Origin of the sequence: Streptomyces sp. NBC_00988 (assembly GCF_045162645.1) — a bacterium.
Taxonomy (GTDB): domain Bacteria; phylum Actinomycetota; class Actinomycetes; order Streptomycetales; family Streptomycetaceae; genus Streptomyces.
On sequence record NZ_CP108730.1, the window covers coordinates 4,455,056 to 4,478,507 of the forward strand.

Below are 23,452 nucleotides of genomic sequence, written 5' to 3' on the forward strand. Positions count from 1 at the left end.
ACCCTCGCAACCCCGCCGACTCCAGCCCCCGCAACCTCACCGGCCCCTGCCGCCGTAACCCACCTGTCTCGCAATGGACTTGACGGACCATCACTTTGCGATTCGCACAGCCGGGCTACAGCTTCCGCTCCTAAGGTGCCGTGTTCATGACAGACATCAACGGAGCCACCCCCACCCCGGTCGGACGACGTACCGTCCTGATCGCCACCGGCACCACGGCCGCCGTACTGGCCGTGGGCGCCGCCGCTCCCCAGTCCCCCACGACCACCACCGCGGCGGACGCGACTCCCGCTGCGGCGGCGGCAGTCTGCACCCTCACCAAGGAGATGACCGAAGGCCCCTACTACCTCGACGGCGCCCTGGTCCGCGCCGACGTCACCGAAGGCAAGGCCGGCATCGCGCTCAAACTCGCCCTCACGGTCGTGGACGACAGCACCTGCGCCGTCATCCCCAACGCGCTCGTCGAGATCTGGCACAGCGACGCGCTCGGCGAGTACTCCGGCTACGTCGGCAACAACGGCCACAGCGAGGCGGACGACGGCACCTTCCTGCGCGGCGGTGTCCTCACCAACTCCGCCGGGCTCGCCAACATCACGACGATCTACCCCGGTTGGTACCGCGGGCGCTGCATCCACATCCACGTGAAGGTGCACACCGGCGTCACGCTCACCTCGGACGGCTCGTTCACCGGCGGCAGCGAACTCCACACGGGCCAGCTCTTCATCGACGAGACCATCACCACGGCCGTCGCCAAGATCTCCCCGTACTCGACCAACACGGTCACCCGCACCACCCTCGCGCAGGACTCGATCTACGACGACGGAGGCGCCGCGTCCGGCCTCCTGACCGTCACGGGGTCGACCTCCGCGGGCTACACGGGCACCCTGACGCTGGGCGTCAGCCAGAGCTGACGCGGCCCTGAACTCCCCCCACGAAAAAAAGGGGTGGCCCGCGGTGCGACACGGGCCACCCCTTCCTCATGTCACCTCAGATCACCGCACGTCAGGTGCCCGGGCAGTGCTCCCACGCCATGTGGTACACCGTGCTGATGTCGCCGTCCGTCGAGTCCATCGTCATGAAGCTGACCGCACTGGACGACGAGGAACCGGCGCTGACCCGCAGCTCCGTGTTGATGTTGAAGTTGCGCTGAACTCCGCAGGGCGCCCAGACCAGTTGGGCCACGTCCGTGGTGTCGTTCGCCTGCCAGTTGTCGTCGTAGGGACCGTTGAACGGGTGGTTCTTGCTCGCGGTGTTCGACGAGCCCTGGAAGTAGTACGAGGCCTTCTGCGCACCGCTCGCGCCGCGCTGGAGCGAGGCGAAGCCCCGGTAGTCGGCGCTCGCGATGGCGTAGGTGAAGCCCTGCGGGACGTGGACGACCAGGTTGAGCTGGCAGTTCTTGCGGAACGCCGTGGGGTCGGAGTTGCCGCCGACCTGGGCGAGATACGCGCTGTAGGTCACCGTGAAGGCGGTGTTGTCCTCGGAGACGGCGACCGCCGTCGTGCCCTGCGGGCAGCCCGAGCCGTTCACCGTGGCGACGTTGATGACGATCTTGTCCGGGGGCGGGTTGTCGAACACGGGGGAGGACGAGTGCTGCGCGGGCAGCGCGGTGGTGAGAAGAGCGGCGACGGCGCCGCTCAGGAGGAGCCCACCAGGCATGGTTTCTCCTTGGGGTTGGGGGGTGGCTGCGCCCCAAGTCTTTGAAGAAACAATGAAGTTCCTGTGAAGACCGACGACGCGCTCGCATCGTAGGGAGCCGCACAGGGAGCGGTCAGGGCGAACTCAGGCCATTCACAGACGCGTCTTTCACATTCTCTCCACAGTGTGTGAACTCTGTTGAAATAAGCGGCCGTTGGCCGTTCCGTCCCCAGGCCCTTCACAGCCGCACATCAAGGAATCCTTCAGAAACGGCCCTAACTTCCTTGCCATGACGGGAAACAACGAGAACGACCAGCAACTCGACCAACAGCCCGCCCGGCACCGCCGGGACAAGGGCGTCCAGCGCCGCCGCGTTCTGATCGGCGGCGGCACCGTCGCCCTGGCGGGCGGTCTCGCGGCCGCCGGCTTCGCCTCGGCCGACACCCCCACGACCACCACCGACGCCTCGACCTCCACCGAGACGTCGACGACCACCGTGACCACCGACGCGTCCGCGTCGGCCACGAGCGGCGTCTGCACCCTCACCGCCGAGGTCACCGAGGGTCCGTACTCGCTCGACGGCGCTCTGATCCGCGAGGACATCAGGGAGGAGAAGGAGGGCGTCGAGGTCCAGTACACCTTCACCGTCGTCGACCAGGACAACGACTGCGCGCCGCTCGCCGACGCCCTCGTGGAGCTCTGGCACTGCGACGCGCTCGGCGAGTACTCCGGGTTCGTCGGCAAGAACGGTCACACCGAGGACGACGACGGCACGTTCCTGCGCGGCGGTGTCCTCACCGACTCCGACGGCGAGGCGAACATCGTCTCCATCTGGCCGGGGCACTACGTCTCCCGCGCCGTCCACGTCCATATGCGGGTGCACACGGACGTGACACTCGCCGACGGCACGTACACCGGCGGCACGCTCGTCCACACCGGCCAGCTCTTCTTCGACGCCGACCTCAACGAGGAAGTGCAGGCCACCTCCCCGTACTCGGACAACACCACCGCCGAGACATCCCTCGACGACGACACGATCTACGACGACGGAGGCGCCGCGTCCGGTCTGCTCACGCTGACCGCGCTCGGCTCCGACGTGTCCGACGGCTACACGGCGACCCTGACCGTGGGCGTGAGCACGAGTTGACCAGGAGGCGGATGACCAGCACGCACTGATCGGGGATCGCCGATCACACCCCGAGCGGCTGCCGCCCTCCGGCGGACTCGGACTCGGTCCGCGTCTCCAGCGCCCTCTCCCGGCGATGGGCACGGACCGAGTACGCCAGGGCGGCAGCCCACATCCCGTACAGCACGACATACACCGGAGTGCTACGTCGGCAGCAACGCCTCGACGATCTTCGCGAGCTGGTCGCGCGTCACCGCGCCCATCCGCGTCGCCGCCACTCTCCCCGCCGGGTCGATGACGATCGTGTACGGCATCACCTGCGTGTTCACCAGGCCGCGCGGCAGCCGTAGGGCCTGCTTGCCCGAAGGATCGTGCAGCGACGGATAGCCCAGGTGGTGGTCCTTCTGGAACGCGAGCCCGGCGGACCGACGGCTGTCATTGTCGAGCCCCAACACCCGCAGCCCCCGATCACCCCACGTCTCCTGGATCAGCTTCAGCTCGGGCGCCTCCGCCCGGCAGGGCCCGCACCAGGACGCCCAGGCGTTGATCAGGACGACCTTCCCCCGGTAGTCCGACAGCCGGATCGCGTCCCCGTCCAACGAGGTCCCAGTCAGATCCGCTACGGCGGGACGCCGCCCCTCCTTGAAGGTCCGGGTGAGCGGATCACCGGGACCGGCATCGCTGACCGCCTCCGGGGAGGAGCAGCCCGCGAGGATCACGCAGGCAGCGGCAACAGCCGTGCACGCGCGTCGAGTTGTCATCATCGTCGTCATCACGGTCATTGTCCTCAGCGCGCTGCGGCGACGAGGTCAGGGGTTCTCCCAGGCCGCCGGCTCCGCCGCCAGCGCCCGTACCGGCTCCGGCAGCGCGTCCGCCGCGATGTCCGCGAGGGTGACACCCTCCAGGATCTTGCGGACGTTGGCGCGCAGGGCGATCCAGAGGGGGAGGAGGGGTTCGGCGGTGCCGGTGTAGGCGAGGCCGGTGGGGCGTTCGCCGCGGACGGACACGATCGGGCCGTCCACCGCGCGTATGACGTCCGCCACGGTGATCGCGGTGGCCGCGCGGGCCAGCCGGTAGCCGCCGCCCCCGCCGCGCCGGCTGTCGACGATCCCGGCGCGCCGGAGGTCACCGAGAATTCCCTCCAGGAATTTGTGCGGGATGTCCTGCGCGGTGGCGATGGTCTCGGCCTTCACCGGACCGTCCGGCACAGGGCCGTCGTCACCCCGTACGGCGAGCTCCAGTACCGCCCGTACCGCGTAATCCGCCCGTGCCGAGATCCTCATGCGTCCATTGTGGTCCGTTCTGGCGTAGAGAATGGCCCCGCACGACGGCCTCCTGGGACGACCACGGAAAATGGCTTCGCACGTGCCGCCGACGGACCGGACCCGGGAGGAGCTTCCAGTGGAGCTGAGCAGGCGTACCTTCAGCACCCTCGCGGGCACGGCCGCGCTCGGATTCGCGCTGGGGGGTGGCAGCGGCGGCAGCGGTGACGCGTACGCCGCGCATGTCGTACCGACCGGCCCGGCCCCCGCACCACCGGCCGCGGACGGACAGCCGCACACGATCGGGTACGACCGCTACTCCCTGATCGTCGACGGGAAGCGCCTGGTCCTGTGGTCGGGCGAGATGCACCCCTTCCGGCTGCCGAGCCCGTCCCTGTGGCGCGACGTCCTGCAGAAGATGCGCGCCTTCGGCTACAACGCCGTCAGCATCTACGTCTCGTGGAACTACCACTCCCCCGCCCAGGGCAGCTACGACTTCACGGGCGTCCGGGACCTCGACCTGTTCCTGCGCATGGCCGCCGAGACCGGCCTCTACGTCATCCTGCGCCCGGGCCCGTACATCAACGCCGAGATCGACGCGGGCGGCTTCCCCGGCTGGCTCATCGCCACGAAGGGCACGGCCCGCACCGCCGACCCGACCTACCTCTCGCACGTCGACGAGTGGCTCACCCGGGTCGACTCCATCGTCTCCAAGCACCTGTTCACCCAGGGCACGGGCACGGTCCTGCTCTACCAGATCGAGAACGAGTACGACGCCCAGACCACCCAGCCGTCCGGCGCCGCCTACATGTCCCACCTGTACAAGAAGGTGCGCGCCGACGGCATCGACGTCCCCCTGTTCCACAACGACAAGGGACGCAACGGCTATTGGACCCCGGGGTCCTTCGACACCGGCGCGGACAAGGGCGGTTGGCTGTACGGCTTCGACGGGTATCCCTCGCCGTCCCAACTCCCGCCGGACTGGGGGCACTACGGAATCGGCGGGGCCAAGGGCGGGGCCACCGCCAGCCCCAAGACCCCTGGTTTCGTGCCGGAGTTCGGTGGCGGCTGGTTCGATCCATGGGGCGGGTCCTGGTTCGACGGCAAGGGGTACGCGGAGTCGCGCCGGACGCGTGACGCGGCGTACGAACGGCGCTTCTATCTCACCAACCTCGCCAACGGACTCACCCTGCACAGCGTCTACATGACGTTCGGCGGCACCTCGTGGGGCTGGCTGCCCGCGCCGGTCGTCTACACGTCGTACGACTACGGCGCCGCCTTCGACGAGGGCCGCAACGCGACCGCGAAGCTCGTGCCGATGCACCAGCTCGGCCATCTGCTGCGGACCGTGCCCGACTTCGCCAAGCTGGACCGGGCGGCGGACGTCAAGGCGGACGGCCTGAAGGTCTACCACCTCACCAACGCCGACACCGGCGCGCATGTCTACGTCCTGCGCAACGACGGTACGAAGGCGGTCACTTCGACGCTGCCCACCACGACCGACGACATCGAGGTCACCGTCCCGGCCCAGGACGCCCGGCTCCTCGTCACCCAACTCGCCCTCAGCGGACGCAAGTTGAGGTACTCGACGATCACGCCGATGATGTCCCTCACCGCCGGCCGGCAGGACATCGCCGTGTTCGCCGGGACGCGTGGCGAGATGGCCCACATCGTGGTCGAGTGCCCGGAGGAGCCGGTGGTGACCCGGCTCGACGCGCAGGCCGCCTGGGTCTGGGACCGCGGTCTCCTGCACGTCACCGTCCCGCTCGGCATCGGCGGCCTGACCCGGGTCCTCGTCCAGGCCGGCGGCGTCGACAACTCCCTCCTGCTGGTCTTCGCCGACGAGGCCGGCTCCGTACGCCTGTGGCCGTACGAGACCGGTTCGGGCACCGCCCTGGTCTACGGCCCGGCGCTGCTGCGCGAGGCCACGGTCAGCGGGACGACCGCGCACCTCACCGGCGACACCATCGGCGAGACCGGCCTGGAGGTGTGGGGCCCGCGCGGTATCACCGACGTCACCTGGAACGGGCAGGCGGTGCCCTCGACCGTCACCAACGCGGGCAGCCTGCGCTCGAACCCGGACGCGCTGCTGCCCGGGGTGCCCGCGGTACCGCTGCCCGCACTCGACGGCTGGCGGCGGAAGGTGGAGAACCAGGAGGCCGCGGTCGCCTTCGACGACTCCAAGTGGACGCCGGCGAACAGGACTTCGACGTTCAGCACGACGGCCATCCCCTCCGGGCAGCCGCTGCTCTTCGCGGACGACTACGGCTTCCACTACGGGGACGTCTGGTACCGCGGCCGCTTCACCACGGCCACGACCGACGCCCTGGAGTCGGTGACCCTCGCCTACAGCACCGGCACGCAGGGCCTGTTGATGGCCTGGCTCGACGGCGAACCGCTCGGCACCCACCGGATGCCGGTCCCGACCAACAGCAGTGTGCGGCAGGGCAGTTGGACGGCGAAGGCGACTCTGCCGATCCCGGAGAAGGTGCGCACGGCCGGTTCACATGTCCTCTCCGTGCTGGTGCGGCGGATGCAGCACGACCAGGACGGCAAGGCCCTCGACACCCACAAGGTGGCCCGCGGCCTGACGGCGGCGACCTTCAAGGGCGCCTCCCCGAAAGTGAGTTGGCGGCTCCAGGGTGAGACGACCCCCGATCCGGTGCGCGGGCCGCAGAACAACGGCGGGCTGTACGGCGAGCGGGAGGGCTGGCACCTGCCGGGGTACGCGGACGCCGGCTGGGAGGCCGTCACCCTCCCCCGCGCCGACAAGCGGCAGGGCGTGGCCTGGTACCGGACCACCTTCAAGCTCGCCGTGGACACCGGCATCGACGCCTCGATCGGCCTCGTCCTCGACGACGACCCGACGCGTGCCTACCGCGTCCAGATCTTCCTCAACGGCTGGAACATGGGCCAGTACATCAACGACGTGGGCCCGCAGCACACCTTCGCCCTGCCGAACGGGATCCTCCTCACCCGGGGCACCAACACACTCGCCCTGGCCGTCCTGTCCGACGGCACCACACCGGCGGGCCCGAAGGACGTACGGCTGACGCTGTTGGGGAGTGCGGCCGGAGGAGTACCGGTTTCGCCGGTGGCCTCCCCCGGCCGGTGACACCCATGGGGTTCAGCTGATCCTGATCATGTTCCAGGACAGCGGCTCCAGTACGGCGGTCAGGGTGCCGTCCTGGAGGGTGGTCCCCTCGACCTCGTGCGGGGCCACCCGCTCCGGGTCGGCCAGGGTGTTGCGGGCGTCCGGGTCGGCGTCCGCGAGAGCGCTGTGCTCGACGACCGACGTCAAGTCGAGGCCGTTCAGGCCGACTTCGAGCGGGAGCGACTCGGTGCGGCTGCGGTTGACGGCGAACACCGTGACCGAGCCGTCCTCGCCGCGCACGGCGGTGGCGTGCAGCAGGTCGGCCTCACCGTACTTCCGCGTCCCGTGCTTCGGGGAGTCGACGCGGACGTCGAGGACCTGGCCGCGGCCGTACTGCGAGGCCTGCGCGAAGGGGAAGAACGTCGTCTGGCGCCAGGCCGGGCCGCCCGGTTCGGTCATGATCGGCGCGATGACGTTGACGAGCTGGGCGAGGCAGGCGACGGTGACGCGGTCGGCGTGCCGGAGCAGGGCGATCATGAGCGAGCCGAAGACCACCGCGTCCATGACGCTGTAGTTGTCCTCCAGCAGCCGCGGCGCCTCCGGCCACTCGGCCGGGTCGGCGTTCTTCGTCTGCTCCTCCCAGTCCGACGTGTACCAGACGTTCCACTCGTCGAAGGAGAGGTTGATCTTCTTCTTCGACTTGAGGCGGGCGCCCACGTGGTCGGCGGTCGCGACCACGTTCTCGATGAAGGACTCCATGTCGACGGCCGAGGCGATGAAGGAGTCGAGGTCGCCGTCGGTCGGCTGGTAGTAGGCGTGCAGCGAGATGTAGTCGACCAGGTCGTACGTCTCCTGGAGGACCGTCGACTCCCACTCGGCGAAGGTCGGCATGGCCTGGGAGGAGGAGCCGCAGGCGACGAGTTCGACACCGGCGTCGATCTGGCGCATCGCGCGGGCCGTCTCGGCGGCGATCCTGCCGTACTCCTCGGCGGTCTTGTGGCCCGTCTGCCAGGGGCCGTCCATCTCGTTGCCGAGACACCAGACGTTGATGCCGAAGGGGTCCTTGTCGCCGTGCGCGATGCGCTGCTCGGAGAGGGTCGTGCCGGAGGGGTGGTTGGCGTACTCCTGGAGTTCCAGGGCCTCGGCCACGCCCCGGGTGCCGAGGTTGATCGCCATCATCGGTTCCGCCTGCGGGCCGAGCTTCTTCAGGAACGCGATGTACTCGGAGAGGCCGAAGCGGTTCGTCTCCGTCGAGCGCCAGGCCAGGTCGAGGCGGCGGGGGCGGGTCTCCGCGGGGCCTACCGAGTCCTCCCACTTGTAGCCGGAGACGAAGTTGCCGCCGGGGTAGCGGATGGCGGTCACGCCCAGTTCACGGACCAGGTCCAGGACGTCCTGGCGGAGGCCGGCGTCGTCCGCGGTGGGGTGGTCCGGTTCGAAGATGCCGGTGTAGACGCAGCGGCCGAGGTGTTCCACGAAGGAGCCGAAGAGGCGGGGGTTGACTTCGCCGATGGTGAAGGCGGGGTCGAGGGTGAAGCGGGCGGTGCGCATGCGGGCCTTTCCAGGTTGAGTTTCGTCTGCGGCTTTGTGGGGGCTGGTCGCGCTCACGCGGCGGAGCCGCACATCGACACAGCCCCGCGCCCCTAAAGGAGCTTTGGCCAGCCGGTGTCTGTCCAGCTCAGGGTGTTGAGCCCCAGCTTTGGGGTGCCGTTATCGTCTCCGTCGTAGTAGTGGTATGCCAAGACATCCTTACCTTTGTCTTGGAAGATGGATTCTCCGCCCGGGCCTATGTAGCGGCCGTGGGTTGCCAGGAGCAGGTCGCCGCCGCCCGCCAGCATTGGCTTACCGGTGCTGTCCGCGTACGGGCCCGTGACCGAACTCGCCCTGCCCACCCGGATCTTGTACGTGGAGTTCACGCCCTCGCAGCACGCGTCGTACGACGCGAAGAGGTAGTAGTAGGCGCCGTGCTTCAGCACATACGCGCCCTCCACCGCGTACGGCGCGTCCGGGCGCGTGGCCAGCTGGGCGACCGTCGCGCCGGGGATCGCCTTGCCCGTGGCGGGGTCGAGCCGGACCAGGCGGATGCCCGTCCAGTACGAGCCGAACGCCATCCAGAGTCTGCCGTCGGCCTGGACGATGGCCGGGTCTATGGCGTTCCAGGCGTCCGTCGTCTCCGAGGTGAACGCCTTGCCCTGGTCGGTCCACGATCCGGGGAGGCCCGTCGGGGACGTTGCCACGCCGATCGCGGAGTGGTTGGTGCCCCAGGAGGAGACGGCGTAGTAGAGCCAGTAACGGCCGTCCCGGTAGGAGAGGTCGGGGGCCCAGGGGTCGCCGGTCGAGTTGTAGTCGTACCACCAACTCGGGGGCGCGGCGAAGGCGTTGCCCGCGTCGTCCCACTGGACGCGGTCCTTGGAGGTGCGGGCGCCGATGACGCCGCCGGTCGAATAGGCGACGTAGGAACCGGACTTGAGGCGGATCACCGTGGGGTCGTGGATGATCTGCTGGCCGGTGATGGGCTGTGGGTCGGGGTAGGTGACGGCGGCCCCGGCCGTGGTGGGGAGGATCGCGATCGCTGCTGCGGCGAGCAGGGTCGCCAGTCTGTGGTGCTTCAACTCAGTACCTCCGAAGGTGAGTTACTGGCCGGCCAGACCGGTGTGGGCCACGCCCGCGACGATCTGGCGCTGGAAGAAGACGAAGACGATGATCAGCGGCAGGCCCGCCATGAGGCCGCCGGCCATGAGCTGGGCCCACTGGATGCCGTAGGAGTTCATGACGGTCGCGATGCCGTTCGGCATGGTCATCAGGTCGGGGTTGTTGGTCACCATGTACGGCCACAGGAAGTTGTTCCAGGAGGCGATGAAGGTGAAGATGCCGACCGCCGCGAGGGAGGGGCGGGAGAGCGGGACGACGATGGTGAAGAAGATCCGCCAGCGGCCCGCGCCGTCGATGAAGGCGGCCTCCTCCAGTTCGCGGGGGATGCCCTGGAAGAACTTGTAGAGGATGTAGACCATCGCGGCGGGCGCGCACTGGGGCAGGATCATGCCCCAGTAGGTGTCGACCATCCCCATCTGCTGGACGGTGGTGAAGAGGGGGACGCCGAGGACGGCCGGGGAGATCATCAGGCCCGCCATCACGGCGCCCATCAGGACTGACTTGCCCTTGAACTCGGTGCGGGCGAAGCCGTATCCGGCGAGTGCGGCGACGGTGACCACGATGGCCGTCACGAGGATCGACACGACGAGGGAGTTGACGAACCAGTCCGTGATGTTGCCGGTCTTCCAGAGGGCCTTCCAGGCCTGGCCCGTCCAGACCTGGGGCAGCCAGTGCGGCGGGATCTCGGCCGCCTCGGCCTCGGACTTGAGCGAGGTGAACAGGGCGGCGGCGATCGGCGCCACGAAGAGCGCGGAGACGGCGGCGCCGAGGAGGGTGAGGACGATCTGGCTGGGTGTCCAGGGCCTGCGGGGCTTGGTCCGCAGGGACTTGAGCCGTGGCTGGGTGGTGCTCATCGGGTGCCCTCCTCACGGGTGCGGAGCAGTGCCATCCGGGCGAGGGCCACGGCCGCGATGATCACGAAGAAGATGACGGACATCGCGGAGGCGTAGCCGACGCGGTAGCTGGTGAAGCCCTGTTCGAGGGTGTACTGGACGAAGGAGCGGGTGCTCAGCTCGGGTCCGGGGCCGAAGTCCATCATCACGACGGCCTGGTCGAAGAGCTGGAGCGAGGCGAGGGCCTGGAGCGCGATCACCAGGCCGGTGATGTGGCGCAGCATCGGCAGGGTGATGTGGACCGTGCGGTGCCAGGCGTTCGCGCCGTCGAGCTTGGCGGCCTCGTAGAGGTGGTCGGGGATGCCCTGGAGCGCGGCGAGGTAGAGGAGGAAGCTGAAGCCGACCGTCCACCAGAGGGTCTCGATGACGATGGCGAGCATCGCGTAGGACTTGTCGGTCAGCCAGGGCGTGGTGAGCCCGAAGGTCTCGTTGAACAGGCCGATCCCCTGGGTGAACAGCCACTGCCACATGTTGCCCGCGACCGTCGACGGCAGCAGGAACGGCGCGAAGAAGCACAGCCGCCACAGCCACTTCCCGCGCTCGATGTGGTGCGCGAGCATCGCGAGCAGGAAGGCGAGGACCGTGATGCAGGGCACGACGAGGAGGGTGAAGTACGCGCTGTGGCCGAGCGCGTCCCACATCGCCCGGTCGTGCAGGGCCTCGCGGTAGTTGTCGAGGCCGATGAAGTTCGCGCCGTCGCCGGAAATGTTGGCGTCCGTGAGGCTGAGGTAGACGCCGCGCAGCAGCGGCCAGACGACGAACAGGGTGAAGAGCGCCAGGAACGGGGCGACGAACCAACCCCCGTGCTGGAAGCCCTGGTTGCGGCGGACGGTCGCGGTGGCGGTGGCGGTCCTCGCCCGCGCCGGTGCGATGACGGTCTGGGCACTGGTCGTCATGCGGCTGCACCTCCTTGCGCTGCGGTCCTGCCGTCCATCGGGTTCTTCGAGGCGAGGAGCTTGGTGAGGTGGCTCTTCATCGTCCGGGCCACGGCGGCCGGCTTGGCGGAGCCCATCGTCGAGGAGACGACGAGGGGGCCGAGGTCCTGGGCGAGGACGCCGGTGGAGCCCGCGAACCACACCTTCGGCTCGGTGGCCTGGTGGTACATCGCGGAGACGTACTCGTTCTGCGGGGTGAGCCTCTTGTACGCGGCCGTGGAGAGCGTCGGCGTGTACGCGGGGATGTGGCCGCCGGCCGCCCACTGCAGGGCGTGGGTGACGACGTACGCGGCCAGTTCGTGCGCGGCCTCGTTGGTGGCGCCGCCGCGGCCCGCCTGGTGCGGCAGGACGAAGGAGTGCGACTCGGCGTGCGTCGCCTGCTTGCCGAAGACGGGCGGCAACGGGGTCGCGCCGTAGTCCAGCTTCGCCCCGGAGAAGACCGGTACGGACCAGTCGCCCTCCCAGGTGAAGGGGGCGCCGTTGATGAACTGTTCGCCGGTCGGGGCGCCCGGGATGACGTATCCGTCGGTGACGTGCCGGCGGAAGAACTCCAGGACCTGGGTGGCCTTGTCCGTGTCGAAGAGGACCTGGGTGTCGCCGTCGTCGAACCATCTGCCGCCGAGCTGGGTGTAGAAGGCGACGAAGAACCACCACTGGAAGTTCTGGTCGTTGGTCCACAGGCCGATGGTCTGCAGGCCCTTCTTCTGGACCGCCTTGGCCTTCTTCAGGACGCCGAACCATTCGTCGGTTGAGGTGACTTGGATCATCCGGCCGTCGTCGCCGAGGAGGTCCGCCTTCTTCAGGACGTCCTTGCGGTAGAAGCAGAGCTGTACGTGGATGTCGAGCGGCAGGGCGTACAACTTGCCGTCGATGACACCGCGGTTCCACAGCGCGGGGTTGTAATCGGCCTTGCGCACCCCGTACTTGGCGAGGAGGTCCTCGTCCCACGGGTCGAGGAGCCGGCCCGGCGAGAAGCCCGCGACGCGGCCCATGTGCATGACGCCGAGCTCCGGTGCGTGGTTGCCCGCGGCGGCCATCGCGAGCTTGGTGTAGAAGGGGTTGCCCCACTGGAGGGTGGAGTCCTTGACGTCGATGCCGGGGTGTTCCGCGCGGAAGGCGTCCAGCATCGCGATCATGTTGGCGCCGTCGCCGCCGCTGAAGAGGTTCCAGTAGCGCACCCGGGTGTCCGCGCCGGAGGCGAGCGCGTCGGCGCCGGTGCCGAGAGCGGCGAAGGCGAGGCTGCCCGCGACCGCGAGACCGCCCGCCGTGGCCAGTAGGTGCCTGCGATTCAGGTCAGGTCGTCCCATTGCCTGCCCTTGCTGTAGAGGTCCCGTCGTGTTCGACATGTCGAATGCTGCTCGCAACTTCGAACGGGACCGTAAAATCGAAGCGCTTGCGCGTCAATGGGTTCGACACAGTGCACAGTTCATTCGCGGGGGCGATTTCCGGACACAGCGGTCGTTCCCGGTCCCACAACGGCCACCGGACGACATGACGTTGGCAGTTGTGGGCGCGTAACCTCGGACCGGCTTGTGCAGCGGACGGCGGGAAGGGGGAGCGTACGACGTGGTGACGACCTTCCTCGGCGAGCTGTACACGTCCTTCGTGTGGGTCCCCACGGCGGTCCTCGGCGCCGCCCTCGCGCTGAAGCTGCCGGCGGTCATCCGGATGTGGCGGGACCCGCTGCTGCGGGCGGTCGGCGGGCTGCTGCTGTTCGCCTGCGCGCTGTTCGTGTCCGTGACGCCGTCGGTCATCGGCTGGATCAACCGGGTCACCGGGGTGCCCAACTTCGCGGCGCCGTGGGCGTATTCGCTGCTCACCGCGTTCAGCGGAGCCGGGTTACTGCTCATCGTGGCCTGGCGCAACGGGCTGTCCGACCGTTCGAACGCGACCCGGCGTGCCAGACGGTGGATCATCTCCGTCTACTCGGGTGTGATCGTGGCGCTGTGGGTGCTGTTCGCCCTCGCCGACGTGCCCGTGGAGCGGGTGCGGGACCTGGACACGTACTACGCCGGCACGCCCTTCATGCGCGAGGAGATCCTGCTCTACCTGCTCGCGCACACCGTGGCCGCGCTGATCACCGTGCGGCTCATCTGGAACTGGGTCCGCGCGGACGCCCTGCACGGCTGGCTGCGCTGGGGACTGAGGTTCCTGGGCGCCGGTTACGCGCTGAGCCTCGTCTTCGATCTCGCCAAACTCACGGCGGTGACGGCCCGTTGGACGGGACACGACCTCGACGCGCTCAGCACGGACGTCGCTCCGTGCGCGGCCTCCCTCGCCGCCGTCCTGATCGCCGTCGGTTTCATCCTGCCGCACACCGGCCAGTTCCTGCACGGCCGCCTGCGCGTACGCCTCGCCCACCACCAACTCCGGCCGCTGTACGTCCTGATGCGCTCCGTCGACGGCGACGGCGTCCCCTTCCTGCTGTGCGCGGCGCCCGAACTGCGCCTGATCCGGCGGGAGACGTACATCCGCGACGTCCTCCTCCCCCTCGCCCGCCATCTCGACGAGGACCTCCGCACCCGCGCCCACCGCGCCGCCCTCCGCCTCGGCTGCACCCCGGCCCGCGCGAAGGCCCTCGCGGCGGCGGTGGCGATCCTGGACGCCATCGACTCCGGCCGCCGCGACGACAGCACCGGCCATCCCGACACCGCCGACCTCCTCCAGGAGATCGGGCCCGTCTCCCGTGCCCTGCGCCACCGCGACGCGATCGACGCGGTGCGGATGGCGGTGCGGGGTGAGGGGACTCGGGCCGGCGCGGCGGAGACGGTGGGTGCCGTTCAGGCCAATTCCGCGGCTCGGGCCAACTCCGGGACGGAACCGGCCAGTTCGACGGAGCCCGGCCGCCGTACTCCCCCCGTCCATCCCGCGGAAGCGCCCCGCTTCCTGCTGCCGCGGCGACGGTGAGGTGGCTGAGTCGGCGTATGTCCTGGCATATTGCAGCGGTGCGCACGAAGAAGGAGATGCGCCGGTTCGCCGGTGCCCTCATCGATCCCATGCGCGTCCCGGTCCCGGCCGATCCCGAGGCCCTGTTCGACGCGCTGGTCGACTCCGTCACGCGCTGGCGGGGGCGTGAGATCGTCGTCCGCCGCGAGGTGTTCCCGCCGCACACCGCCAGCGGACTGTGGCTGGAGGGCGACACCTACGACGTCATCGTCATCGACAAGCGGGCCGCCGCCTGGCACCAGATCGTGATCTTCTGCCACGAGGTGTGGCACATGCACCAGCGGACCGCGCAGCCCGCGCCCGCGCCGACCGCCGACGGCAGTCCCCGGCCCGTCGCCGCCCGTACCGACTTCAGCCTCGCCGACGAACAAGAGGCGGACAGGTTCGGCATGTTGATGAGCGGCCGGCTGCGACCCTGGCTCCAGGCAGCGGCCACAGCGAACCCCACGCACGACCCCGCCGCGGCCGACGACGGCACGCAGGGTGTCGCCGGGCGGATCGGCGCCGCCCTCAACTACCGCGGGACCAGAAAATGAGCAGCCTGATCGACTACCTCAGCTGCGGCCTGCTGTGGCTGGGCGTGCTGGTGAAGGCCCCGGACCTGATACGCCACTGGCACGACCCCTATCTCCGTGTCATCTGCGTGTTCCTGGGCCTGGCCGGGGCCTGCTTCCTCCTCGGGGCGCCGCCCACCGTCGGCGCGATCAACCACCTCAGCGGCATCCCGAACCTCGCCGCGCCGCTGACCTACGCGTCGGTCACCGCGTACGGCGCCTCCTCGCAGGTCCTGATCGTCTACTGGCGGGGCGGACCGCACGTCCACCGCACCGCCCGCCGCTGGATCGTGGCCTACACCTTCATCCTCATCGGCATCGCCGTGACGTTCGCGCTGGGCCGCACCCCCGTGGAGCGCCGCACCGACCTGGACACCTACTACGCGACCACGCCGTTCATCGCCGAGATGATCGTGCTGTACCTGGCCGGGCACCTCGCCGCCGTCAGTGTCACCGCGGTGTCGGCGCTGCGCTGGGCGCGGCAGGTGCACGGCTGGCTCCGCGCGGGCCTGATCACGCTGGGCGTCGGCTCGCTGTGCGGCGCCGGGTACAGCCTGACCAAGTTCGCGGCGGTCATTGCCCGTTGGTGCGGCCAGGACTGGACGAAGCTCGGTACGACGGTCTCGCCGGTCGCCGCCGGACTGGGCGCGGTGCTGACCGTCGTAGGCGTCCTGATCCCGCTGACCGGCCCCCGGCTGACCCAGTGGCGGCAGGCCCGGCGGACGTACGCCGGTCTCGAACCGCTGGAGCACGAGCTGGCCGAACTCCTCACCCGCCGCGCGCTACGGCTGCCCCGGCCGCGCTGGTCCTCCCCCACGACCCGGCTGGTGTGGCGGCAGACGAGCATCCACAACGCGCTCGGCCACCTGGACGCGTTCTTCGACCGGGCCCTGTACGAAAGGACGTTGGAGGCCGCGGCACGGACCACCGGCGACCCGGAAGAGGCCGAGGCGACGGCGTGGGCGGCGGTCGTCACGGCGGCCGTGGCCGAGGAGCGGCAACGTGACATGGAGGAACGCGACAGCGACCCGCGCCCCGCGCCCGCCGACGAACCGGGCGGGCTCCCCGACCGCGCCCCCGGCACCGCCCTCCTCCTGCCCATCGCGGACGCGCTGACCCGCTCCCCGCTCGTCGCCGCCGCCCGGGTCCGCACCGGCACGACGGAAGGGAGCACCCGGACATGAGCCTCATGGTGTATCTCGCCGCCGCCGTCTTCGGGCTGTCCTGCACCGTGCTGCTGCGCCGCCCCTGGCGGATCCCGCGCGACCCGCTGACCGTGTCCACCTGCGCGGCGATCGTCCTCGGCTCGCTGGCCCTGGTCTGCTCGGCACCGCTGACCCTGCGCGCGGTCAACCGCCTCACCGGCGTCCCCAACTTCGGTGCCCCGCTGACCTACGGCATGCTCTCCGCGTACAGCTGCTCCCTGCTCGTCCTGCTGATCCACTGGCGGGGCGGCTCCCCCGCCCGGATCCGCCGCATGGTCCTGCGCAGCATGGCCGCCTACGGCGCGCTCATCGTGACCATCGTCGTGCTGTTCACGCTGGCCGACCCGAGCACCGAGCGGCTCACCGACCTCGACACGTACTACGCCGGGACGCCGTACATGCGCGAGATGATCGTGCTCTACCTGCTCGGGCACAGCGCGGCCACCCTGGCGCTGTGCACGGTGTGCGTCACCTGGGCCCGCGAGGTGACCGGCCTGCTCAGGACCGGCCTGCAGCTGATCCTCCTCGGCACCCTGCTGGACGTGGTCGGCTTCCAGCTCGTCAAGTACACGGCGCTGGTGGCCCGTTGGACCGGGCACAACCTCGACTTCCTGTCCACCGGTGTCGCCCCGCCGATGGCTTCCTTGGCCGCCCTGACCTGTTCAGCCGGCTTCGCCCTTCCGCGACTCCTGCCCATGGCCCGAGCCCACTGGCGCGACCTCAACGACCTGCGCGGGCTGGGCCCGTTGTGGTCGGAGGTCCGCTTCGCGTCCATCGCCCCGAAGCCCCCCAGCGCCCTGCGCCAGCTCCCCCGCATGCGCCTCCACTGGCGCGAAGTCTCCATCCACGACGGCCTGTTGGCCCTCACCCCCTACTTCGACGACCACCTCCGCGAACGCACCCGCCACGCCGCCCTCCACGAGGGCCACTCCGCCCACGAGGCCCGGGTGACCGCCGAAGCGGCCATGGTCGCCGACGCCGCCCGCCGAGCCGCCGCCCGCGAGGACCCCTTCAACACCCCGAGCACGTACCGCCTTTACGCCACAGAGGTCTCCGACACGGGCGGCTTGGTAGAGCTGGCAAGGGCCCTGGCACGATCACGCCTGGCGGCGACCCCGGCGGAAAGCAAAACACTGGAGCCCCTGGACAGTTCAGGGGACTGAGATTCCCCAGGGGCGCGGGGCTGTGTCCATGTGCGGCTCCGCCGCGTGGGCGCGACCGGCCCCCACCGGCGGACAGCCACAGCACAAACCCTCATCACCCCGCAAAGGCAGGCTGCGCCACTCCCTTCCCGGCCCCCGGCACAACCAACAGCGACCCAGCAACAGGATGCGGCGACTCAAGCCCCACCCGAGCAGTCGTCACGTACAGGTCAGTCAAATCCGCACCCCCGAAAGCGCACGCGGTGACCAGCGAGGCCGGCAACGAGACAACCCGCTCCAACTCCCCGTCCGGCGTGTACCTCCGCACCGCACCTCCACCCCACAACGCCACCCACACGCACCCGTCGGCATCGACGGTGAGCCCATCGGGAAACCCGGCGCCGACCTCGACCTCCGCGAACCGCCGGCGCTTCGACACCCGCCCGTCCGCGTACTCGAACACATCGATCCGACGGGTAGGCGAGTCGATGTAGTACATCAACCGCCCATCAGGACTCCACCCCGTCCCGTTGCTCACGGCCACGTCATCGAGGATCAGCTGTACGGACCCGTCCCCGGCAACCCGCGACAACGTGCCCCCACAAGCCGCCTCGTCGTACCGCATCGTGCCCACCCACAACGCCCCGTCGGGCGCGACGGCCGCGTCATTGGCGCGCCGCCCGGCAACCGGCTCCCGATGCAACCACCGGAACTCCCCGTCCGGATCGACAAGCCCGACCCCGTCCCGCAGATTGAGAACGAGCCCCCCACCGACACGGGGCTTCGCGGCCCCCACATGCTGCTCGGTCACCCGAACCGTCCGACGCCCCGACGACGGGTCGTACGTGTGCACCCGGGACCCAAGGATGTCGATCCAGATCAACCGCCCCGCCGCGGCGTCCCACGTCGGCCCCTCACCCAGCGTCGCCTCGGCCCGTACAGCCACCTCGTACGTCATCCCACGCTCCGATGCCCGAGCCGCTCCGACAGTTCGACCGCGCCCTTCGCGGCGAGCTGCTCCAGCTCCACCCGCCGCTCGTCGCTCCACCGGATCATGGGAACGGAGATGGAGAGAGCGGCGACAACCTGCCCGGTACGGTCCCGGACCGGCGCCGCGACACACGACACATCCGGATTCGACTCACGGCTCTCGACGGCGACCCCCCGCGACCGGATCTCGGCGAGAGCCTCCCGCAGCGCCCCCGGCTCGACAATGCTGTTCGGCGTCATCGCGACCAACGACACATCCGCGGGGATGCGCGCGGTCAGCTCCGGCTCGGGCAGCGAGGCGAGCAGCATCTTGCCCACGGACGTGCAGTGCGCGGGCAGCCGACGGCCGGCCGCCGACACCATGCGCACCGCGTGCGTGGAGTCGACCTTGGCGATGTAGATGACGTCGGTGCCTTCGAGGATCGCGACGTGCACGGTCTCGTCGCAGGTCTCGGCGACGGACCGGGCAACCTGCTGCCCCTCGGCGGCGAGGTCGAGCTGCTCGGCGTATCGGCTCCCGAGCTGGTACGGACGGACTCCGAGCCGGTAACGTCCCGGTTGTCCGGGCACGGGCACGATGTACGACCGCGCGGCGAGGGTGGTGACCAGTTCGTGCACGGTCGTGCGCGGCAGTTGCAGCTTGCGCACGATGTCGGGGGCGGAGAGCGTCCCGTCCCCGTCGAGGAAGAGCTCAAGGATATCGAGAGCCCGGGTCACGGCAGGTACGAGTCGTCCCACAACCGGCCCCCTTCTAGGTGTCTGCGAGTGGCTGTATGGGGTGTCGCACCGAGCGTCGTGTTCGAAATTTCAACTGACGATCGGCATGACGAACACAGGCTAGCCATAGAGGGTTGCACGGGCAATGGTCGCGTGACCATGTGACTACCGAGCGGCCCTGGGATCGCCCAGTTCACCACGCAACCGCTGGGCGCGCAGCACCAGTTCGAGCTCGAACCGGCGGTCCGGGTGGTCGATCTCGTCCCCCCACAGTTCGCGGATCTGCCGCAGGCGGTACCGCACGGTCTGCGGATGCACCCCGAGCCGCGCGGCCACCTCCGGCGCCCCGCCCCGCGTCTCCAGCCACGCCAGCAGGGTCTCCGCGAGCCGCCGCCGGTGCGTCGGCCCGGAGTGCTCAAGCGGCGCGAGACACCGCAGCGCGAGATCGTCGATCAGCTCCTCCGGCTGCAGCAGCACCAGCGCCTCGGTGTGCTCGGTGCAGTACAGAACACCCCCGCCCGGCAACAGCCCCCGCTCCATCAGCCCTACGGCCGCCTCGGCCCAGCGCGCCGACTTCACCGCGTCGGCCAGCGGCACCGGCGGCCCGATCGCCCCGGCCCAGCCGGTCAGCGCCCGGTGCAGCAGCTCGGGCCGCCCGGCGGCGTCCGGCTCGGGCACGACCATGCGCGGCTGCTCGTACTCCATGTCGAGCAGTACCTCCTGCCCCACGGCGGGGGCGACGGCCTCGCGGGCCGGGCGCAGCAGGACGCCCACGGCGACCTTGTCGGGCAGCGGCCAGCCGATGCGGGCGGCGCGTTCGGCGAGGGCCTCGGTCGGGTCGCCCCGGTGATGCTCGGCGAGGAGGAGTTCCATGAGCCGCCGCTGAAGCCGCAGCCGCTCCCCCGCCTGCCGCGCGGCAGCCTCGGCATAACCGCGCACGGACTGGTCGACGAGCCCGTCCAGATACTCATAACCCGCGTCGACGAGCGCGTACATCGCGGGCGGCGGAATCTCGACCCGCTGCCCGATCTCGGCCAGCCGCCGCCAGGCGAGCCGCACTCCCATCCGGTAGATCGCCTGGAGCGAGTCGAGGCTGCGGCCGTGCAGTCCCTCGCCGCGCCCGAACTCCTGGAAGACGCCCGGCGGTACGGTCGGACGCCCCTCGGCGGTCTCCAGGTGCTGGACGAAGACCTCGATGGCACGACGGATCCCGACCAGAGCCATCGGCTCACCCGACTCGTCGAGCACCAGGGGCAGTTGAGGATGCTCACGGCGGATCTCCCGCAGGATCTCCTCGGCGAGCGCGGGCGCCTCGGCCATGGCGATCGCCGCGAACTCCCGTACCTGGACATGCGGTACGTCGTGCCACGCCGAGCGCGGCATCACGGTCGCCGGTGGTGCGGACACGGGGTCAACTCCCCTGGCCCGCTTGCTCGTACGTGACCAGCGGCGTGTTCGGCTGGGCCGGTCTCGCGTCCAGCAGCGCGACGACACCGAGCGCGGCGCCCACGGCGAGGGCGGCGGCCAGGACCATGGTGAGTGCGGCGGCGAGCAGTCTGGGCATCGCGGGGTCAGCCTCTCTGTCCTGAGGTCCGTGCGCCCTGCCCCTGCCCGTCGGCCCAGTGTCGGCAGACATTGACACTCCGTCAAGGGGCGCCTACGGTTCCCGGCCCAAGGGCCCTGTCGTCACACTCCCGTCTGCCCCGCGACGCCTGGCACGCACATCTGCGGCGTTGTCGTCGGTCGCCGACGCTCCGCGTCGACTCCCTCCTCCGCCTTGCAGCTGCACGCACCAGACGCCGCGGGGCCCGCCCTACGGGCGGACGACGGGAGTGTGACGACAGGGCCCAGAGCGGCCCGAACTCCGTCACCAACTTTCACTGGAGTGTCCGGATGCGCCGTACGACCTCTCCATTTTCCTTGATCCTGCTGGGACTTGGCACGTTTCTGCTGGTCCTGGCGCCGCTGCTGGCGTGGTACGTCGAACCGCGGGCCGCCGTGACCCCGATCGACATCGACACGACCGCCGTCTACCGGGGCACCGGAAGCTACTTCGACACCGGCGAGTTGCGGACCGTGGACGACCAGCGGATCACCGTCACCCAGCAGGTGCGCGGCGATGTCGCCGACAGCGAGAAGAGCGGGGACGCGGTCTGGGACGTCACCACGACCGTCGACACCGACAAGTCCCTGCCGGCCGCCGATCCGCACGACGCGCTGGAGTTCTTCCCCAACCGCTGGGTCACGGACCGTAAGACCAACAAGCCCGTGCACTGCTGCCACGAGAACCCGCACTTCGAGGGCGACGCCTTCCTGAAGTTCCCATTCGACGTGCGGAAACAGCCGTACCAGTGGTGGGACAACTCCCTCGGCGCGACGGTGACTTTGCGTTACGCGGGGACCAAGAAGGTGCAGGGCTACTCGGGTTACGTCTTCAAGGGCACGGTCCCGCCCTCGAAGATCGGCACCCGCCTGGTCCCCGGCAGCCTCGTCGACCAGCCCAACTCCCCCCAGATTTTGGCCGAGGAGTGGTACTCCAACCACGGCATCGAGCTGATCGTCGACCAGCGCACCGGCCGGGTGATCTACGCCCGGACGGGCCCCCGCCGCACCCTGCGCGCCCCCGGTCACGCCTACGACGCGGTCCTCCTCCTGGACGCCGACAAGCTCGCGTTCACCACGGCCACGCAGAAGGAACAGGTGAAACTGGCGAAGCAGGAGAGCGGCCAACTGCGCCTGGTGGGACGGTCGTTGCCGATCGGTGCCGCTGTGGCCGGATTCGCCCTCGCCGCGGCGGGTGGCGTTTTGGTGCTACGCGGCCGCAGGCGCCCGGAATCTCCCGCTTCACCCGAGTATCCACCCACGATGTGACGTGACGTCAGTTCTAATAACCCCGGAAATTGTCATGCGGGTGAGTAGCCGTCGGGAACGCCGGGGCGAAAACTGTCCAACCCACCCCGGCACAGCCCACCCACAGAACTCCGCCCCGCGCCCCGCCCTTTCCCGCTCCGACCCCGGGGATTTCCGCCAGAGTTCCACGCCCTGATCCGCCACAGTTCCGCACCTTGATCCGCCAACGTTCCGCACCCTGAGACGAGTTGGAGCACCCATGCCCCAGCACGTGCCCTACACTCCCCCACCCTCGAATTTGCTCGGGCGGGGGGACCCCCACCGCGCCCCGTTCCCCCCGGTGGCGCAGCACCCCCCGGCGCCGGTGCCGCAACCGCGCCGGATCGTCTTCCTCGCCCACCGGGACCTCGGCAATGCCCAGGCCGGCGGCTCCGAACTCCTCGTGGACAGACTCGCCGACGGCCTCACCCGACTCGGCCACCAGGTCACCCTGTTGTGCGGTGGCCCAGCTGCCTACCGCGACTATCGCGTGGTGTCGGCGGGCGGTGCGTACGGTCATTTCCTGCGCGCCCGTTCCGCCTTCGCCCAACAGATCGGTGACTGCGACCTGTTGGTCGAGGTGTGCAACGGGATGCCGTACTTCGCTCCCGTATGGCATCACGGGCCCACCCTGTGTCTGGTCAACCACGTCCACACGGATCTGTGGAAGATGCGGTTCGGCGGGCCGATGGCACCGGCGGCGAGGATCGGGCGAAGACTCGAACACTGGGCGCTGACCGGGGCGCAGAATCGCGGCCTGTTGGTCGCGGTCTCTCCCTCGACGGCGCATGCGCTGCACGGGATCGGGGTCGAGCGGGACCGGATCCGGTTTGTCCACAACGGAGTTGAGGAGCCGGGACCCCGGGCCGAGCGTTCCGTCGAGCCGCTTTTCGTGGCGGTGGGGCGGTTGGTCGAGTACAAGCGGATCGACCTGCTGCTGCGGTTGTGGGAGCGGGTACGTCCCGTGACCGGCGGGCGGCTTCTGATCGTTGGGGACGGGCCTGAGCGGGAGCGTCTTGAGCAACTCGCCGGTCCTGGCGTGGAGTTCACCGGACACGTCTCTGAGGCTCGCAAACACGAACTGCTGTGTGCGGCCTGGCTGTTGCTGCATCCGTCCGCGCTGGAGGGGTGGGGCCTGGTGGTGACCGAGGCCGCGGCTCGGGAGACTCCGGCGATCGCGTTCGACGTACCTGGGCTGCGGGACTCGGTCGTCGACGGTGAAACGGGTGTCCTGGCGCGTGGAGAGTCCTCCTTCGCCGCCGCCTGGTGCACGTTGGCCCTGTCCGGGCTTCGGCGTGAGGTCATGGGTAAGGCGGCGCGGGATCGTGCGGGGCGCTATCGCTGGGATCGGACGGTCAGACAGTTTCGTTTGGTGGCCGGTGAGGCGGTGAAGGGCTGGGGGTCGTGAGTTGGCT

Annotated in this window: 21 protein-coding genes; 9 read left to right on the forward strand and 12 right to left on the reverse strand. The window is 69.7% G+C overall.

Annotated elements, in window-relative coordinates:
- The first annotated feature begins 146 nt into the window (after positions 1-146).
- Positions 147-911 carry an intradiol ring-cleavage dioxygenase gene (locus tag OG496_RS20295; RefSeq protein ID WP_405971880.1) on the forward strand — a complete coding sequence of 255 codons (765 nt, stop codon included), beginning with the start codon at positions 147-149 and terminating at the stop codon, positions 909-911.
- A gap of 91 nt (positions 912-1,002) precedes the next feature.
- Here OG496_RS20295 and OG496_RS20300 read toward each other — a convergent pair whose 3' ends face one another.
- Complete coding sequence (locus OG496_RS20300) at positions 1,003-1,656, reverse strand: DUF4360 domain-containing protein (protein ID WP_366491056.1); 654 nt, start codon at positions 1,654-1,656, stop codon at positions 1,003-1,005.
- Between the two features lie 268 nt (positions 1,657-1,924).
- Here OG496_RS20300 and OG496_RS20305 point away from each other — a divergent pair, with 268 nt between their 5' ends.
- Positions 1,925-2,782 (forward strand): intradiol ring-cleavage dioxygenase, encoded by an 858-nt coding sequence (locus tag OG496_RS20305; protein WP_405971881.1) that lies wholly within the window; start codon positions 1,925-1,927, stop codon positions 2,780-2,782.
- Between the two features lie 182 nt (positions 2,783-2,964).
- On the opposite strand, the gene OG496_RS20310 is transcribed toward OG496_RS20305, so the two are convergent.
- A complete protein-coding gene (locus OG496_RS20310; RefSeq protein ID WP_405971882.1) occupies positions 2,965-3,534 on the reverse strand; it encodes a TlpA family protein disulfide reductase in 570 nt (189 codons plus the stop codon).
- A 36-nt stretch (positions 3,535-3,570) separates the two neighbouring features.
- Positions 3,571-4,044, reverse strand: a complete 474-nt coding sequence (locus OG496_RS20315; protein ID WP_366491053.1) for an Rrf2 family transcriptional regulator — start codon at positions 4,042-4,044, stop codon at positions 3,571-3,573.
- Positions 4,045-4,162: 118 nt separating this feature from the next.
- Here OG496_RS20315 and OG496_RS20320 point away from each other — a divergent pair, with 118 nt between their 5' ends.
- Positions 4,163-7,138, forward strand: a complete 2,976-nt coding sequence (locus tag OG496_RS20320; RefSeq protein WP_405971883.1) for a glycoside hydrolase family 35 protein — start codon at positions 4,163-4,165, stop codon at positions 7,136-7,138.
- Positions 7,139-7,150: 12 nt separating this feature from the next.
- Here the strand turns inward: OG496_RS20320 and OG496_RS20325 are convergent, their stop codons facing one another.
- The 5 genes from OG496_RS20325 to OG496_RS20345 all read right to left on the reverse strand — a co-directional run bounded on the left by OG496_RS20325 (position 7,151) and on the right by OG496_RS20345 (position 12,901).
- Positions 7,151-8,665 carry an alpha-N-arabinofuranosidase gene (locus OG496_RS20325; RefSeq protein WP_405971884.1) on the reverse strand — a complete coding sequence of 505 codons (1,515 nt, stop codon included), beginning with the start codon at positions 8,663-8,665 and terminating at the stop codon, positions 7,151-7,153.
- A gap of 92 nt (positions 8,666-8,757) precedes the next feature.
- The gene (locus tag OG496_RS20330) at positions 8,758-9,726 is read right to left on the reverse strand and encodes an arabinan endo-1,5-alpha-L-arabinosidase (RefSeq protein WP_405971885.1); all 969 of its coding nucleotides are present in this window, start codon (positions 9,724-9,726) and stop codon (positions 8,758-8,760) included.
- 21 nt (positions 9,727-9,747) lie between these two features.
- Positions 9,748-10,620 carry a carbohydrate ABC transporter permease gene (locus tag OG496_RS20335; RefSeq protein WP_405859126.1) on the reverse strand — a complete coding sequence of 291 codons (873 nt, stop codon included), beginning with the start codon at positions 10,618-10,620 and terminating at the stop codon, positions 9,748-9,750.
- Positions 10,617-11,555, reverse strand: coding sequence for a sugar ABC transporter permease (locus OG496_RS20340; RefSeq protein ID WP_366491048.1), 939 nt, complete (start codon positions 11,553-11,555; stop codon positions 10,617-10,619). Before OG496_RS20340 ends, OG496_RS20335 begins: the two co-directional genes overlap by 4 nt.
- The gene (locus tag OG496_RS20345) at positions 11,552-12,901 is read right to left on the reverse strand and encodes an extracellular solute-binding protein (RefSeq protein WP_405971886.1); all 1,350 of its coding nucleotides are present in this window, start codon (positions 12,899-12,901) and stop codon (positions 11,552-11,554) included. The genes OG496_RS20340 and OG496_RS20345 overlap by 4 nt, the downstream gene beginning before the upstream one ends.
- A 259-nt stretch (positions 12,902-13,160) precedes the next feature.
- Here OG496_RS20345 and OG496_RS20350 point away from each other — a divergent pair, with 259 nt between their 5' ends.
- From OG496_RS20350 to OG496_RS20365, 4 genes are read left to right on the forward strand one after another with little or no spacing between them, the layout of a single operon-like run.
- The gene (locus OG496_RS20350) at positions 13,161-14,501 is read left to right on the forward strand and encodes a DUF6545 domain-containing protein (RefSeq protein WP_366491046.1); all 1,341 of its coding nucleotides are present in this window, start codon (positions 13,161-13,163) and stop codon (positions 14,499-14,501) included.
- Between the two features lie 38 nt (positions 14,502-14,539).
- Positions 14,540-15,076 carry a toxin gene (locus OG496_RS20355; protein WP_405971887.1) on the forward strand — a complete coding sequence of 179 codons (537 nt, stop codon included), beginning with the start codon at positions 14,540-14,542 and terminating at the stop codon, positions 15,074-15,076.
- Entirely contained in the window at positions 15,073-16,278 is a 1,206-nt protein-coding gene (locus tag OG496_RS20360) for an MAB_1171c family putative transporter (RefSeq protein ID WP_405971888.1), read from the forward strand. Before OG496_RS20355 ends, OG496_RS20360 begins: the two co-directional genes overlap by 4 nt.
- Positions 16,275-17,462 (forward strand): MAB_1171c family putative transporter, encoded by a 1,188-nt coding sequence (locus OG496_RS20365; RefSeq protein WP_405971889.1) that lies wholly within the window; start codon positions 16,275-16,277, stop codon positions 17,460-17,462. Before OG496_RS20360 ends, OG496_RS20365 begins: the two co-directional genes overlap by 4 nt.
- A gap of 94 nt (positions 17,463-17,556) precedes the next feature.
- On the opposite strand, the gene OG496_RS20370 is transcribed toward OG496_RS20365, so the two are convergent.
- From OG496_RS20370 to OG496_RS20385, 4 genes are all read right to left on the reverse strand, one after another.
- The gene (locus tag OG496_RS20370) at positions 17,557-18,399 is read right to left on the reverse strand and encodes an SMP-30/gluconolactonase/LRE family protein (protein ID WP_405971890.1); all 843 of its coding nucleotides are present in this window, start codon (positions 18,397-18,399) and stop codon (positions 17,557-17,559) included.
- Positions 18,396-19,169 carry an IclR family transcriptional regulator gene (locus OG496_RS20375; protein ID WP_328683543.1) on the reverse strand — a complete coding sequence of 258 codons (774 nt, stop codon included), beginning with the start codon at positions 19,167-19,169 and terminating at the stop codon, positions 18,396-18,398. The genes OG496_RS20370 and OG496_RS20375 overlap by 4 nt, the downstream gene beginning before the upstream one ends.
- A 144-nt stretch (positions 19,170-19,313) precedes the next feature.
- On the reverse strand, positions 19,314-20,531 hold the full coding sequence (locus OG496_RS20380) for a helix-turn-helix domain-containing protein (RefSeq protein WP_405976653.1): 1,218 nt from the start codon (positions 20,529-20,531) through the stop codon (positions 19,314-19,316).
- A gap of 28 nt (positions 20,532-20,559) precedes the next feature.
- Positions 20,560-20,712: a hypothetical protein gene (locus OG496_RS20385; RefSeq protein WP_327404313.1), complete on the reverse strand. Its 153-nt coding sequence runs from the start codon at positions 20,710-20,712 to the stop codon at positions 20,560-20,562.
- 329 nt (positions 20,713-21,041) lie between these two features.
- Between OG496_RS20385 and OG496_RS20390 the strand changes: the two genes are divergently transcribed.
- Both OG496_RS20390 and OG496_RS20395 read left to right on the forward strand, forming a co-directional pair.
- The gene (locus OG496_RS20390; RefSeq protein WP_405971891.1) at positions 21,042-22,019 is read left to right on the forward strand and encodes a DUF3068 domain-containing protein; all 978 of its coding nucleotides are present in this window, start codon (positions 21,042-21,044) and stop codon (positions 22,017-22,019) included.
- Positions 22,020-22,257: 238 nt separating this feature from the next.
- Positions 22,258-23,445, forward strand: a complete 1,188-nt coding sequence (locus OG496_RS20395; RefSeq protein WP_405971892.1) for a glycosyltransferase family 4 protein — start codon at positions 22,258-22,260, stop codon at positions 23,443-23,445.
- Positions 23,446-23,452 lie beyond the last annotated feature (7 nt).